Source organism: Sphingopyxis sp. (assembly GCF_051861155.1).
Taxonomy (GTDB): Bacteria; Pseudomonadota; Alphaproteobacteria; order Sphingomonadales; family Sphingomonadaceae; genus Sphingopyxis.
The window spans coordinates 80,263-92,712 of the sequence record NZ_JBHYDE010000006.1; the positions used below are offsets into that span (position 1 = coordinate 80,263).

16 protein-coding genes are annotated in these 12,450 nt (G+C 65.8%); 8 read left to right on the forward strand and 8 right to left on the reverse strand.

Annotated features, from left to right (window positions below; all coding sequences use genetic code 11):
* Position 1: 1 nt before the first annotated feature.
* Positions 2 to 1,054, forward strand: coding sequence for a hypothetical protein (locus ACTIFP_RS12015; RefSeq protein ID WP_439568947.1), 1,053 nt, complete (start codon positions 2 to 4; stop codon positions 1,052 to 1,054).
* A gap of 119 nt (positions 1,055 to 1,173) precedes the next feature.
* Here ACTIFP_RS12015 and rplL read toward each other — a convergent pair whose 3' ends face one another.
* Positions 1,174 to 1,545 (reverse strand): 50S ribosomal protein L7/L12, encoded by a 372-nt coding sequence (gene rplL / locus ACTIFP_RS12020; RefSeq protein ID WP_310088984.1) that lies wholly within the window; start codon positions 1,543 to 1,545, stop codon positions 1,174 to 1,176.
* A gap of 58 nt (positions 1,546 to 1,603) precedes the next feature.
* Positions 1,604 to 2,119, reverse strand: a complete 516-nt coding sequence (rplJ, locus tag ACTIFP_RS12025) for a 50S ribosomal protein L10 (RefSeq protein ID WP_137752930.1) — start codon at positions 2,117 to 2,119, stop codon at positions 1,604 to 1,606.
* Between the two features lie 420 nt (positions 2,120 to 2,539).
* Here rplJ and ACTIFP_RS12030 point away from each other — a divergent pair, with 420 nt between their 5' ends.
* The 3 genes from ACTIFP_RS12030 (at position 2,540) to ACTIFP_RS12040 (ending at position 3,855) form a co-directional block, all read left to right on the forward strand.
* The gene (locus ACTIFP_RS12030) at positions 2,540 to 3,148 is read left to right on the forward strand and encodes a PadR family transcriptional regulator (RefSeq protein WP_439568948.1); all 609 of its coding nucleotides are present in this window, start codon (positions 2,540 to 2,542) and stop codon (positions 3,146 to 3,148) included.
* Positions 3,148 to 3,474, forward strand: a complete 327-nt coding sequence (locus ACTIFP_RS12035; RefSeq protein WP_439568949.1) for a DUF2218 domain-containing protein — start codon at positions 3,148 to 3,150, stop codon at positions 3,472 to 3,474. The genes ACTIFP_RS12030 and ACTIFP_RS12035 overlap by 1 nt, the downstream gene beginning before the upstream one ends.
* 117 nt (positions 3,475 to 3,591) lie before the next feature.
* Positions 3,592 to 3,855 carry a zf-TFIIB domain-containing protein gene (locus ACTIFP_RS12040; RefSeq protein ID WP_439569154.1) on the forward strand — a complete coding sequence of 88 codons (264 nt, stop codon included), beginning with the start codon at positions 3,592 to 3,594 and terminating at the stop codon, positions 3,853 to 3,855.
* A gap of 164 nt (positions 3,856 to 4,019) precedes the next feature.
* Here ACTIFP_RS12040 and ACTIFP_RS12045 read toward each other — a convergent pair whose 3' ends face one another.
* Together ACTIFP_RS12045 and ACTIFP_RS12050 are read right to left on the reverse strand one after the other, a co-directional pair.
* On the reverse strand, positions 4,020 to 5,417 hold the full coding sequence (locus ACTIFP_RS12045; protein WP_439568950.1) for an amino acid permease: 1,398 nt from the start codon (positions 5,415 to 5,417) through the stop codon (positions 4,020 to 4,022).
* A gap of 363 nt (positions 5,418 to 5,780) precedes the next feature.
* Positions 5,781 to 6,068 (reverse strand): 4a-hydroxytetrahydrobiopterin dehydratase, encoded by a 288-nt coding sequence (locus tag ACTIFP_RS12050; protein ID WP_439568951.1) that lies wholly within the window; start codon positions 6,066 to 6,068, stop codon positions 5,781 to 5,783.
* Between the two features lie 51 nt (positions 6,069 to 6,119).
* On the opposite strand from ACTIFP_RS12050, the gene ACTIFP_RS12055 reads away from it, so the two are divergent.
* The 3 genes from ACTIFP_RS12055 to ACTIFP_RS12065 are packed head-to-tail and all read left to right on the forward strand — an operon-like array spanning position 6,120 to position 7,808.
* Positions 6,120 to 6,539 (forward strand): metallopeptidase family protein, encoded by a 420-nt coding sequence (locus ACTIFP_RS12055; protein WP_439568952.1) that lies wholly within the window; start codon positions 6,120 to 6,122, stop codon positions 6,537 to 6,539.
* Positions 6,536 to 7,120 carry a heme ABC exporter ATP-binding protein CcmA gene (ccmA, locus tag ACTIFP_RS12060; RefSeq protein WP_439568953.1) on the forward strand — a complete coding sequence of 195 codons (585 nt, stop codon included), beginning with the start codon at positions 6,536 to 6,538 and terminating at the stop codon, positions 7,118 to 7,120. Before ACTIFP_RS12055 ends, ccmA begins: the two co-directional genes overlap by 4 nt.
* A 40-nt stretch (positions 7,121 to 7,160) precedes the next feature.
* Positions 7,161 to 7,808: a heme exporter protein CcmB gene (locus tag ACTIFP_RS12065; RefSeq protein WP_439568954.1), complete on the forward strand. Its 648-nt coding sequence runs from the start codon at positions 7,161 to 7,163 to the stop codon at positions 7,806 to 7,808.
* A gap of 228 nt (positions 7,809 to 8,036) precedes the next feature.
* On the opposite strand, the gene rplA is transcribed toward ACTIFP_RS12065, so the two are convergent.
* The 3 genes from rplA to ACTIFP_RS12080 all read right to left on the reverse strand — a co-directional run bounded on the left by rplA (position 8,037) and on the right by ACTIFP_RS12080 (position 10,243).
* The gene (gene rplA / locus ACTIFP_RS12070) at positions 8,037 to 8,735 is read right to left on the reverse strand and encodes a 50S ribosomal protein L1 (RefSeq protein WP_056373862.1); all 699 of its coding nucleotides are present in this window, start codon (positions 8,733 to 8,735) and stop codon (positions 8,037 to 8,039) included.
* A gap of 4 nt (positions 8,736 to 8,739) precedes the next feature.
* Positions 8,740 to 9,171 carry a 50S ribosomal protein L11 gene (rplK, locus tag ACTIFP_RS12075; protein ID WP_120218097.1) on the reverse strand — a complete coding sequence of 144 codons (432 nt, stop codon included), beginning with the start codon at positions 9,169 to 9,171 and terminating at the stop codon, positions 8,740 to 8,742.
* Between the two features lie 166 nt (positions 9,172 to 9,337).
* Positions 9,338 to 10,243 (reverse strand): LytTR family DNA-binding domain-containing protein, encoded by a 906-nt coding sequence (locus ACTIFP_RS12080; protein ID WP_439568955.1) that lies wholly within the window; start codon positions 10,241 to 10,243, stop codon positions 9,338 to 9,340.
* A gap of 225 nt (positions 10,244 to 10,468) precedes the next feature.
* Between ACTIFP_RS12080 and ACTIFP_RS12085 the strand changes: the two genes are divergently transcribed.
* On the forward strand, positions 10,469 to 11,230 hold the full coding sequence (locus ACTIFP_RS12085; protein ID WP_439568956.1) for a MipA/OmpV family protein: 762 nt from the start codon (positions 10,469 to 10,471) through the stop codon (positions 11,228 to 11,230).
* Positions 11,231 to 11,443: 213 nt separating this feature from the next.
* Here the strand turns inward: ACTIFP_RS12085 and ACTIFP_RS12090 are convergent, their stop codons facing one another.
* Positions 11,444 to 12,367, reverse strand: a complete 924-nt coding sequence (locus ACTIFP_RS12090) for an acyl-CoA thioesterase (protein WP_439568957.1) — start codon at positions 12,365 to 12,367, stop codon at positions 11,444 to 11,446.
* Between the last annotated feature and the right edge of the window lie 83 nt (positions 12,368 to 12,450).

Here is a 12,450-nt window from a genome sequence, read left to right on the forward strand (position 1 = left end):
GATGAAAAATATCGCCCTCTCCCGCCCCGCCACGAGCGCGATTGCCGCGTTCCTGGTCCTGTCCACTCCCGCCGCTTTCGCTCAGGAAGCGCCCACGATCACGATGACCCCGCCGGTCATGGCGCCGACGGCGCCGACCCCGCAAACCCCGCCGACGGTCGCCGAGCCGAGCGCGCCCGCTCCGGTTGCGGTGCCGCAGGCCGCGCAGACCCCGACGCCGGTGATCCGCGTGCCGCTCGACATCGCGCCCGCCGAAACCGCCCCCGCGCCGCGCGCCGCACCGCGGGCGGAAACGCCCGCACCGACCCGCGCCGCGCGCACCGCGCAGCGCAGCCGCGCTGCCGTCACTCCGGTCGCGGCCGCCGCAGTCGCCCCGCCGGTGGCGGACAGCGCCCCGGTTGCCGAAATCACGCCGATCGCCGCGCCGATGGCGGCGACGACCGAACCCATGGTCGAACCCGTTCCGGCGCCCACCGAAACCGTGGCCGCGACGGGCGGTGAATTTCCCTGGGAGATCGCTGGCGGCGCCGCGGCGCTGCTACTGATCGGCGGGGCCGGTCTGGCCTTTGCCCGCCGCCGCCGCGCCGCCGACCAGATCGTCTATGACGAGGTCGTCCAGGCCGCCCCGGCCTCGCGCTTCGATCCGATCGCGGTACGCGCGCCGGTCACGCCCGAAGCGCCGCAGTGGGTGACCCCCGCTTATGCGCCGCGCGAACCGGCAACCATCGCGCCGCGCACGACGCCCGCTTTTGCCGCAGCGCCCAGCGGCAGCATGGGACGCCATGAAGCGATGGCGATGACCGGCCCGACCCCGGACAATCCGTTCGCGACGCTGTCGAAGCGTCTGAAGCGCGCCCGCTTCCTCGATCGTCAGGAACGCGTCGCCTATGACGAAACGCTTGGCGCGCAGAAGGACATGACCCGCAAGCCCGTCAGCGCGTGGGAAATCGCGCAGCGCCCGGCGCCGGTGAGGCAGGAACAGGAGGTGCGCCGCCCCGAACCGGCCCGCGCGCGGACCACCACGACCTTCCGCCCGGGATTTTCGCGAGGCTGAGCGCCCCGGCAACTGCGTGGTGATCCCTCACCACGCAAAAAAAGGGCGGTGCCTCGCGGCGCCGCCCTTTCTTTATGCTGGAAGCGGGTCGGATGAACCGACCGGACCCTTCAAACTGATTACTTCAGTTCGACGGTGCCGCCGGCAGCGAGGATCTTGGCCTTCAGCTCTTCAGCTTCGGCCTTGTTCACGCCTTCCTTGATCGCCTTCGGCGCGCCTTCGACGAGCGCCTTGGCTTCGCCCAGGCCCAGGCCGGTGATCGCACGGACTTCCTTAATCACGTTGATCTTGTTGCCGCCGTCACCCGTCAGGATGACGTCGAATTCGGTCTGCTCTTCAGCAGCCGGGCCGGCAGCAGCAGCAGCCGGAGCGGCAGCAACAGCAGCGGCAGCCGAAACGCCCCACTTTTCTTCGAGCATCTTCGACAGGTCAGCCGCTTCGAGGACGGTCAGCGCCGAAAGGTCTTCAACGATCTTTGCGAGATCAGCCATGTTCATTCTCCATCAAAACCGGGATGTCCCGGCAGTAAGTTTCAGTTCAGTTCGAAAATCACGCTGCTTCTTTGGCGGCATATGCGCCAAAAACCCGCGCCAACTGGCCCGCCGGGGCTGCGGCAATCTGCGCAACCTTGGTGGCCGGAGCCTGCACCAGACCGATGATCTTGGCGCGCAGCTCGTCGAGCGAGGGAAGCGAAGCCAGCGCTTTGACGCCATTCACGTCGAGCACCACGTCGCCCATGCCGCCGCCAACGATTTCAAGCTTGTCGTTGGTCTTGGCAAATTCCACCGCGATCTTTGCCGCCGCGACCGGATCGGTCGAGGTAGCCAGGGCGGTGGGGCCGGTCAGCAGTTCGCCGATCCCGCCATAGGACGTGCCGTCGAGCGCGATTTTGGCAAGACGGTTCTTCGTGACGCGAAAGTCGGCTCCTGCATCGCGCATCTGCTGGCGCAGCACCGTCGACTGAGCGACGGTCATGCCGAGGTTGCGGACGACCACAACCGAGGCAGCTGATGCCAGCGTAGCGTTCAGCGAGGATACGGCTTCGGCCTTTTCCGTACGATCCATGCCTATACTCCACTCTGTGCCCGGATACCCCGGCGCCGAAACGCCGGGAGCCGCCGGGCGGCTAACACACGCAAATACCGATGCGAGCCAAGGCTCGCCTGCATTTGCGCAACGATGTCCGAAGGGGTCGGTCAAGACGCGTCGCCTGAACGCGCAGGCGGGCGACCGAAAAAGACTGTTCCCCGTCTCGGCTGGAAATTAAGCAGGGCAAATCCCCTGCACCAACTGTCTCGGACGGAATTGCCCCAGATCCACATAGCGCGGACCCGCGGCAACACGGGGCGGCTAATAGCCGGAAACCCCCGGAAGTCAAGGCGCGCAGCGGAAGTTGGCGAAAGTGCCGCGCAGCGTGACGTCCGTGTCTTGCAAAATTCGCATTAAGATATATCTTAGACGCATCAAGAATTACACAGAGGAACGATGATGATTTTCTATGCAAAAATGACGGGCCGCGGGTGCGGCGGGCGGCACGCGATGTATCGCGGCGGCGGGCGCGGCTTTGGTCACGGCTTCGGCCACGGCTTTGGCGGCCGACGCGGTGGCGGTGGCCGGGGCGAACGCGGTGAGCGGCGGCGGATGTTCGATACTGGCGAGTTGCGGCTGGTGCTGCTCAAGCTGATCGCCGACGAACCGCGTCACGGATATGACCTGATCCGCCAGATCGAGGAGCTGACCGGCGGCGCCTATGCGCCCAGCCCGGGGGTGATCTATCCGACGCTGACGATGCTGGGCGACATGGGCCAGATCGAAGCGCAGCAGAGCGAGGGCGCCAAAAAGCTGTTTGCGATCACCGAGGCCGGGCGCGCCGAGCTGGAAGCCAATGCCGAAACCGTCGATGCCGCGATGGCGCGGCTGACCGCGGTCGGCGAAGAAACGCAGCGCACCGATTCGGCATCGATCCGTCGCGCGATGGGCAACCTGCGCCAGGTACTGCTCGATCGGCTGAGCGACCGCGACCTCGACAAGGCGGCGCTGCACGACATTGTCGCGCTGATCGACGAGGCGGCACAAAAGATCGAGCGGCTGTGATGGCGGTCAGCGCCACCGCGGCGGTGCCGACCGCGCATGCCAGCAAATATCTGCAACAGCTGTGCAAGCACTGGCAGCATAATCTGCCGGTCGAGTTCACCGCCGAGCACGGCACCGTGACCTTTCCGAAGGATGCGCGCGGCGCCGACTGGCCGGACGATGCGCTGGTGACTTTCGATGCCGGACCCGACGCCCTGTCGGTCCGCATCGACGCCAGCATGGCCGCGCAGCTGGAAGGATTGCAGGGCGCCGTCGCGCGGCACCTCGACCGCTTTGCCTTTCGCGAAGCACCCTTGCCGTTTGACTGGCAAACGCCATCTAGGTGAGGCGGAACGCGCGGCGCCCCTGCTGCGTTGAACCCGGCGTTACCCCCCCGAAGGAAAGGAAAATCCGTGACCGATGCCCCAGGGCTGCTTTGCCCGACCTGCCGCGTGAATTTGACGATGTCGGAGCGACAGGGAATCGAGATCGATTACTGCCCGCAATGCCGCGGCGTGTGGCTGGACCGCGGCGAGCTCGACAAGATCATCGAGCGCAGCGAGAGCGCCGCGGCCCCCGCCCCGCGCGCATCGGCACCGCCGCCGCCGCAGCCGTCATACCAGCAGCAGCCGCAATATCGCGAGCATGGCCATGACGACCGCTATTATGGCGGCAAGCCGTACAAGAAGAATTACAAGAAGAGTTTCTTGAGCGAGCTGTTCGACTGAGCACGGACTCTAAGCCTTCACGAAGCCCTGCTCCTCCCTCAATTCGTCATTGCGAACGCAGCGGGCCGAAGGCGGCCGGAGGCCAAGCAATCCAGAGCGGTTTACGCCGCTCTGGATTGCCGTGTCGCTTCGCTCCTCGCAATGACGAGGAGTTATCGCTCTAGCTAGCCAACCACCGCATTGCGGCGGGCGTAGAGGAAATAGACGCCCAGCCCGCCGATGTTCCACACCAGGAACCACAGCTGCGTCTGCATCGGCAGGCTGAAGAACAGATAGATGCAGCCGAAGATAGCGCCGAGACCGACCACCCACGGCAGCGGGGCGCGGAAGGTGCGCGGGGCGTCGGGGGCGCGGCGGCGCATGATCAGCATGCACACCGCAACCGCGGTGAACGCCGCAAGCGTCCCGGCGTTGGCGAGCGCCGCCAGTTCGCCGAGCGGGATGAAGCCCGCGAGCACCGCGACGACGATCGCGGTAAAGATGGTGATCCGCACCGGCGTGCCGCGCGACGACAGGGTCGCGAGGCTGGCGGGGAGCAGCCCGTCGCGCGCCATGGTGAAGAAGATCCGGCTCTGCCCATAGAAGAAGGCAAGAATGACGGTCGGCAGCGCGATGATCGCCGACACCGCGAGATATTGCGCCGCCAGCGGGCTGCCGAGTTCGCGCAGGATCAGCGCCAGCGGTTCGGGGCTGTTGGCGAAGCGGGTGTAGGCGATGGCGCCGACCGCAGCGACCGCGACCGCGATATAAATGACGACGCAGACGAACATCGACCCGACGATCCCGATCTTGAGATCGCGGTCGGGGTTGCGCGTTTCCTCCGCCGCGGTGGCAATGGCGTCGAAGCCGTAAAAGGCGAAAAAGATGATCGCGGCGGCGGCCATCACACCGCGCTCGACGCCGTCGGGCCCCATATGCTTGGCAAAGCCATAGGGGCTGAAGGGTTCGAGATTGGCGGCGTTGAACGCGGGGAGCGCAACCGCGACAAAGATCACCAGCGCGATGACTTTGACGACCACGAGGATCGCGTTGAGCGTCGCGCTTTCGCGCGTGCCGACGAGCAGCAAGCCCGCCACGACCGCAATGATCGCGATCGCGGGCAGATTGACGATACCGCCGAGTTCGGGGCCCTGCATCAGCGCCATCGGCACCCCCGCCCAGGCTTCGAGCAAGGGCGCGGCATAGCCCGACCAGCCGACCGCGACCGCACTGACCACCAGCGAATATTCGAGGATCAGGCTCCACCCGACGACCCACGCGATCAGTTCGCCGATCACCACATAGCTGTAGGTATAAGCGCTGCCCGAGGCGGGGATCATCGTCGCCATTTCGGCATAAGCGAGCGCGGCGCAGGCACAGATCAGCCCGGCGATCGCAAAGGAAAGAATGACCGCCGGCCCCGCCTTGTCGGCGCCGACGCCGATCAGCGTCAGGATGCCGGTGCCGACAATCGCGCCGACGCCGAGCGCGATCAGATGCGGCCAGCCGAGCGTGCGCGCGAGCCCATGCCCCTCCTGCTGTTCCGGAACGATCGCTTTACGGCGCAGCAGGCTGTCGGTCATGAGTGGCTCCCCTGATGTGTTTGCGATGCTTGTAGGGAAATGACACGTCAGCGCAAGATAACAACAACTGCTGTTGGGCTCGTCACCATGACTTGATGGGCGGCCATGGGGTGGGGAGCGGACGTTCACGCCCTCCCCTTCAGGAGTGCCGGGTCGGTCATGCCCCCGGCATGACCTGAACAGTCCGGGGGACTGTTCACCCGGTACTGGCAGCGAGACTTGCGAACTTGTTCGTTAGTCGCAGCGGGTGGGGGCCAGCGGCCTTGCGCACGGCCGCTGACCCCCACCCCAACCCCTCCCCTGAAGGGGAGGGGCTTTAAGGCCGCATGCCCGCAACCGGTCGCACGCTGCCGCCGCAAACAGTCAGAGCAGGGCCTCGATCGCCTCGGCCAGCTTGGCATCGCGTTCCGACAACCCATCGGCGTCGTGCGTCGTCAGCAATATGTCGACGCGGTTGTACACGTTCGACCATTCAGGATGGTGATCCATTTTTTCGGCGATGATCGCGACGCTGGTCATGAAACCGAACGCCTGCGCGAAGTCGTCGAATTTGAAGCGGCGGGTGATCGCGTCACGCGCGGGTTCGTGCGTCCAGTCGGGGAAGCGGGCGAGCAGCGCGGTGCGGGCGTCGTCGTCGAGTTTCTGGACCATGAATTTTCTCCCGCTGGTCAATGTCGTGCGCTCGCCATAAGGAAGGGCGCGATGAGCGACAAGAGCAGCCTGCCAGCCGGATGGACCGGAGCCGCCCCCGATGCCGACGCGCTGTTCGCGATGGCGGAGGCGGCGCTGGCGACGATGCCCGCGGTGTTTCTGCCGCATATTCAGGGGGTCGTCATCGCCATCGAAGAATTTGCCGACGACGAGGTTTTGAAATCGCTCGACATCGAGCATCCCTATGACCTGACCGGCCTCTATGAAGGCCGCCCGCTAACCGAGCGCAGCGTCAGCGAAAGCGGCGGCATGCCCGACCGCGTGACGCTGTACCGGGTGCCCATCCTGGTCGAGTGGATCGAGACCGGCGAGAAGCTGGAGTGGCTGGTGCGCCATGTGCTGATCCACGAAATCGGGCATCATTTCGGTTTTTCGGACGACGACATGCACGCCTTGGAAGATATGGCGTGAACGAATTGCTGCGGCTCGATCAGGTGGCGTGCATCCGCGGCGACCGGCTGCTTTTCGAGAATCTGTCACTGGCGCTCGCGCCCGGCGACGCGCTGTGGCTGCGCGGGCCGAATGGCGCGGGCAAGTCGAGCCTGATCCGCCTCGCCGCGGGGCTGCTGCGCGCCGCGGCGGGGACGGTCGAGCGCCGCGGGCGCTGCGCGCTGATCGACGAAGCATCGGCGCTCGATGCCGAACTGCCGCTGCGCCGCGCGCTCGATTTCTGGGCGCGGGTCGATACCGTCGATGGCCAGGCCGTCGACCGCGCGATGGCGGCGATGGCGCTGGAACCGCTGCGCGACGTGCCGGTGGCGATGCTGTCGACCGGGCAGCGCAAGCGCGCCGCGATGGTGCGCGTCATCGCATCGGGCGCGCCGATCTGGCTGCTCGACGAACCCGCCAACGGGATGGACGATGCGGCGCAGGCGCGGCTGATCGCGGCGATCGCGGCGCACCGCGCGAATGGCGGTGCGGTGTTGCTGGCGTCGCATTTTGCGCTGGGGATCGATGATCTGGCGGAGCTGGATATGGGGGCTTTGGCGTGATGCTCCTCCCCTTTGCAATGACGGGTGAGGAAGAAGCGCAATGACCACCCTGCTCGCCCTGTTCTGGCGCGACCTGCGACGGGCGTGGGGCAGCGGGGCGTTGTGGCTGCCGGTGCTGTTCTTCCTGCTCGTCGCGACCGCCTTTCCGTTCGCGGTCGGACCGGACGCGCCGTTGCTGCGACGCGCGGGCGGCGGGATGGTGTGGGTCGCGGCTTTGCTCGCCGCCTTGCTGCCGATCGACCGGCTGGTGCGGCCCGATCGCGATGCCGGGGTGCTCGACCAGCTCGCGGTGCGCGGCATCGCCGACGAGGTGATCGCGGCGGTCAAGATCGTCGCGCACGCGATCGCCTTTGGGCTGCCGTTGATGATCGCGCTGTTTCCGGCGGCGGCGTTGCTCGCGCAGGATAGCGAGCGCGTGAGGCTATTGGCGACGGGAATTGCCATAGCCGTCCCTGCCCTCGCCTCGCTGGCGGTGCTGAGCGCGGCGCTGACTGCCAATTTGAAGGGCGGCAGCGCGATCGGCGGGCTGCTGGTGCTGCCGCTGGCGGTGCCGCTGCTGATCTTTGGCGCCGGGATGCTCGATCCGTCGGGGCGCGGGGCGATGAAGTTGCTTAGCGCGACAAGTTTGCTGCTGACGATGATCGGGCCGTTTGCCGCAGGGGCGGCGATGCGGGGCTTGAGGGAGTAAGCGTTAATGACCGATAGCGGGCTATCGTGGTCAAACCAAACTTATGATCCCGTTCGTGTCGAGCGACGTCGAGACACGCGAAGACTGGCGCTTCCCAAACGTGTCTCGACGTCGCTCGACACGAACGGAAATAGAGGATGATCTCGAAACCGTCTCACAGCCGCATTTCGCCCATAAGAAAAGGGCCGGAGTTTCCCCCGGCCCTTCCCTAAATCGTTGCGGTGCCAATCAGGCGCCGGTGACGTCGGCCGTGTCGACCTTCACGCCCGGGCCCATCGACGACGACAGCGCGATCTTGCGGACATATTTGCCCTTCGCGCCGGCCGGCTTGGCCTTGACGATCGCGTCGACAAAGGCGTCGAAGTTCTGGCGGAGCTTTTCCTCGCCGAACGACAGCTTGCCGAGGCCGGCGTGGATGATGCCGACCTTTTCGACGCGGAATTCGATCTGGCCGCCCTTGGCGGCCTTCACGGCTTCGGCGACGTTCGGGGTCACGGTGCCCAGCTTCGGGTTCGGCATCAGGCCCTTCGGACCCAGCGTCTTGCCGAGGCGGCCGACGATGCCCATCATGTCCGGCGTCGCGATGACGCGGCCATAGTCGAGGTTACCCGCGAGCATGTCTTCCATCAGGTCTTCGGCACCGACCTTGTCGGCGCCGGCGGCCAGCGCCTTGTCGGCGTTGTCGCCGCGCGCGAACACGGCAACCTTGACGTCCTTGCCGGTGCCGGCGGGGAGCGTCACGACGCCGCGGACCATCTGGTCGGCGTGGCGCGGATCGACACCCAGGTTCATCGCGATTTCGAGCGTTTCGTCGAACTTGGCCGAGGCCAGCTCGCGCACCGTCTTCAGCGCTTCGTCGACGGTGTGCAGCTTCAGCGCATCAACCTTGCCCTCAAGGGCCTTCTGCTTCTTGGTCAGCTTTGCCATCGGTTCAGCCCTCCGTCACTTCGAGGCCCATCGAGCGCGCGCTGCCCTCGATGATCTTCGTCGCCTGTTCCAGGTCGTTCGCGTTGAGATCCTTCATCTTGATCTCGGCGATTTCGGTCAGCTTCGAGCGGGCGATCTTGCCGCCGCTGATCTTGCCCGGCTCCTTCGAACCCGACTTCAGGTTCGCGGCCTTCTTGATCAGGTAGGTCGCCGGCGGCGTCTTCGTGACGAACGAAAAGCTCTTGTCGGCGAACACAGTGATGATGGTCGGGGTCGGCGTGCCCTTTTCCATACCGTCGGTCGCGGCGTTGAACGCCTTGCAGAATTCCATGATGTTGACGCCGCGCTGGCCGAGTGCCGGCCCGAGCGGCGGCGAGGGGTTTGCGGTCCCCGCCGGAACTTGCAGCTTGATATAGCCGCTGATCTTCTTAGCCATGATGGCCTCCTGTCTTTCTGTCGCCGCGGACGGGTCCGGGGCTCAAAATTAGCGGTCAAGCAGAAGGGCATCACCCCTTCCTCCCGCGCGGAATCACGCCCTTGTCTGACGCGAAGCGGCGCGCATAGGCGCAAACGCCGCGGAAAACAAGCCTTATGCGCCCCGATCAGCGCGCCGATGTGAGCAGGCCTGCGGGCTGCATCAGGAACGCGTCGACCGCGGCGCGATAAGAGGCCGACACCGGTACCATCGCCCCGTCCGACATCTGCAGTTCGTTGCGGCGACCGCCGCGCGCGAGCCGCACGACATGATCCGCGGCGACCCACCAGGAGCGGTGGACCTGAAGCCCCGCCACGCCGTCGAGTTCGTCGATCGCATCGCGCAGCCGCATCAACAGCAATGCGTTGCCCGCCGTGGTCACGACGCGCACATAATGATCCTCCATTTGAAGATAGAGGATTTCGGCGCCGATATGGGCGGGAAGGCGCGACAGGAGGCGCGCGCCCGCGCGCGGCGCGGGGCTGGCCGTCGGCACGGGCGCGGCGGCATGCCGGTGGACGATATAGAGCGAAACCAGCCCGATGCTGACGATCACGATCGCCAAGACTTGCAGGTAAAGCAGCGCGCCGTCGGTCCAATGCAACGCCTCGGCCGGAGCGACCCTGGCGCGGACTTGCGCCATGTCGACAAAAGGCAGCCGGTCGACCGTTTGCGTGACATGGCGGAACAGGCCGTCGCCCAATCCCACAAAAGCCGTCATCGGCACGGCAGCGAGGCAGAGCGCGGCGACCCCGCCTGCGAAGACCGGCAGGCGGCAAAAGGCCCGGCTGTTTCGCAGCAGGCGCGACGTCAGCGGCATGACGATCCCGCCGAACACCCCCAGCATGATCGTCCAGTAGCTGAAGCGCCAGAGGAACGGGTCTTCGTCGGTGCCGAAGGGGCCGATGACCGACAGCAGCAATGCGATCAGCACATAAGCAACCATATCCACGGCATAGCCACGCCACCCGAGGTCCGCCCAGGCGTCGAGGAACGCGCGAAGCTGCATAGTGGTCCGAATCGCCTTCGTCATCGCGCAGGAGGCATAGCCCGCCGCGCGGCGATCTCAACAGGGCTAGGCCATCGACCCGCGCAATTTCGCGTAACGTGAAATTGTCCTGCGCAAATTCGCGCATGTCCGGACCCTGTTTCGCGAAACATCGATTGCGAGCCGCGCGCCGTCGCCGTCAACGCCGCGCCACGACGGGTCTTCGCCCGTCCCCTCGCTCTCCATCTTCGCTTATCGCAGGAAAACCATATGCCTACCGAACGAAAAAACCTTCTCGCCATCGCCGCGATCGCAAGTTTCGCCGCGCTTCCCACCAACGCCCAGGAGCCCGACGACAACCATATCAGCGTCGGCGTCGGTGCGCTGATGATCGAATCGCCGTTCGAGGGCGAGGGTACGCAGATATTCCCGCTGCCGATGCTATCGATCAAGCAGGGCCCCCTGTATCTTGAGGGCGGCGAAGTCGGCGTTCAACTCGACACCCCGCTCGGCGACGTCATTCCGTCGGCGCAGCTGTTTGTCGCCGCGCGCAACACGGTGGCGCGCGACCGTCAGAAGATCACGGCCGACGCCGGCGCCCGGCTGGCACTCAGCAGCAGCCTGGGCGACCTCAGCGCCGAATATCGCCACGACATCACCGGCACCTTCGACGGCGGCGAATTCATCCTTCGCTATCAATTGCCGATCAGCATCGGACGGGTCACGATCAGCCCCGCTGCGCAGGTCAATTTCCTGGACCGCGCGACCGCCAACCATATGTATGGCGTGACCGCGAAACAGCGCGCGCGGGCGATCCGCAAGGGGCGCGACGTCATCCTGCCGGTCGCGCCGATCACCGACAGCGCGATGAACCTGGGCGGCGACATCACCACGACCTTTCAGATCAGCGAGCGGCTGACGATGATCGGGGTGCTGGGCGGCACCTATCTCGACAAGGCAATCCACCGCAGCGCCGCGATCGACCAGAAATGGGAATCGCAAGCCATTGTCGGCCTGATCTACAATTTCTGACCGCGACAGAGGTTCGCGCGGCGCGGGTCGCGCGAACCTCGGTTGTTTTACCGGGGTATTATGAGAACGCTGATCGTCGTCATCCAGCAGATCATCATCACGATAGCGTTGATCGTCGTGGCGATCGCCGGGATTGCGATCGTGCTGCACGCCCTTGCTTCCATTTGACGCTTTGCCGCGGCAGCGCCCCAACCAAAGTGGCGGCGCACGAACTCAGTTGGTCAGCCGCAGCAACCCTTCCTGCACCGCCGAGGCGATCAAGGTGCCGTCGCGGCGATAGATCGAACCGCGGTTGATCCCGCGGCTGCCGCCGGTCCAGTCGCTGTCCATCACGAAGACGAACCATTCGTCGACGCGGATGTCGTTGTGGAACCACATCGCATGGTCGAGGCTGGTCGAGAACAGCCCCGGGGTCGACCAGTTGAGCCCGTGCGGCAGCATCGCCGACGACAACAGCCCCATGTCGGAGGCAAAGGCGAGGAAGGCGCGGTGAACGAGCGGGTCGTCGCCGATCGGCGCCGCGACGCGGAACCATTGATAATGCTGCGTCGCCTTTGCCGAGGCTGGCGGGCGGTGGTTGCGCAGCTCGAACGGCCGCCGCCGCGCCATATGCGCGAACGCCTGATCCGAGATGTTCGGATCGGCGGCAATCGTTTCCAGAAAGTCGCGGCATTCCTCGGGCGGCAACAGGTCGGGCATCGGCACCTGATGCGACAGGCCGGGCGCCGGCAGCTGGAACGAGGCGGTGAGGTTGAAGATCACCTTGCCGTCCTGGCGCACGACGACGCGGCGATTGGCAAAGCTGCGCCCGTCGAAATCGCGGTGGACGCGGAAATGCAGCGGCTTGGTCTCGTCGCCGCCGCGCAGGAAATAAGCGTGGAGCGAATGAACCTCTTTGCCCGCATCGACGGTGCGCGCCGCGGCGACCATCGCCTGCGCGATCACCTGCCCGCCGAAAATCCGCTCGCGCGCGGTGGTCGCGAGCGCCGGAAAGGTGAATTCGTCGGGTTCGTCGGCGGGGATCAGATCGAACAATCGCGCGACCGCGCCGACGACCTTCGCCGCGTCGACGCTGGCGTGGATCTCCCGCGCGCGTTCGATCCGCGCCTGAACCTGTTCGGGAGAGAGGGTTGTCATCGTGCGGCCCCCTTACCCTCCCCCTTCATGGGGGAGGCAGCGAAACTTGCCAGCTTGCTGGCTAGTTGCAGCGGAAGGGGTGC

Bases quoted from the DNA above. Each gene is read 5' to 3' on its own strand.
- ACTIFP_RS12080 (WP_439568955.1), bottom strand. From the start codon at position 10,243: ATGACGAAGGCGATTCGGACCACTATGCAGCTTCGCGCGTTCCTCGAC.
- ACTIFP_RS12065 (WP_439568954.1), top strand. From the start codon at position 7,161: ATGACCACCCTGCTCGCCCTGTTCTGGCGCGACCTGCGACGGGCGTGG.
- ACTIFP_RS12030 (WP_439568948.1), top strand. From the start codon at position 2,540: ATGATGATTTTCTATGCAAAAATGACGGGCCGCGGGTGCGGCGGGCGG.
- rplA (WP_056373862.1), bottom strand. From the start codon at position 8,735: ATGGCAAAGCTGACCAAGAAGCAGAAGGCCCTTGAGGGCAAGGTTGAT.
- rplL (WP_310088984.1), bottom strand. From the start codon at position 1,545: ATGGCTGATCTCGCAAAGATCGTTGAAGACCTTTCGGCGCTGACCGTC.
- ACTIFP_RS12015 (WP_439568947.1), top strand. From the start codon at position 2: ATGAAAAATATCGCCCTCTCCCGCCCCGCCACGAGCGCGATTGCCGCG.
- rplJ (WP_137752930.1), bottom strand. From the start codon at position 2,119: ATGGATCGTACGGAAAAGGCCGAAGCCGTATCCTCGCTGAACGCTACG.
- ACTIFP_RS12035 (WP_439568949.1), top strand. From the start codon at position 3,148: ATGGCGGTCAGCGCCACCGCGGCGGTGCCGACCGCGCATGCCAGCAAA.
- ACTIFP_RS12050 (WP_439568951.1), bottom strand. From the start codon at position 6,068: ATGGTCCAGAAACTCGACGACGACGCCCGCACCGCGCTGCTCGCCCGC.
- ACTIFP_RS12085 (WP_439568956.1), top strand. From the start codon at position 10,469: ATGCCTACCGAACGAAAAAACCTTCTCGCCATCGCCGCGATCGCAAGT.
- ACTIFP_RS12045 (WP_439568950.1), bottom strand. From the start codon at position 5,417: ATGACCGACAGCCTGCTGCGCCGTAAAGCGATCGTTCCGGAACAGCAG.
- ACTIFP_RS12090 (WP_439568957.1), bottom strand. From the start codon at position 12,367: ATGACAACCCTCTCTCCCGAACAGGTTCAGGCGCGGATCGAACGCGCG.
- rplK (WP_120218097.1), bottom strand. From the start codon at position 9,171: ATGGCTAAGAAGATCAGCGGCTATATCAAGCTGCAAGTTCCGGCGGGG.
- ACTIFP_RS12040 (WP_439569154.1), top strand. From the start codon at position 3,592: ATGTCGGAGCGACAGGGAATCGAGATCGATTACTGCCCGCAATGCCGC.
- ACTIFP_RS12055 (WP_439568952.1), top strand. From the start codon at position 6,120: ATGAGCGACAAGAGCAGCCTGCCAGCCGGATGGACCGGAGCCGCCCCC.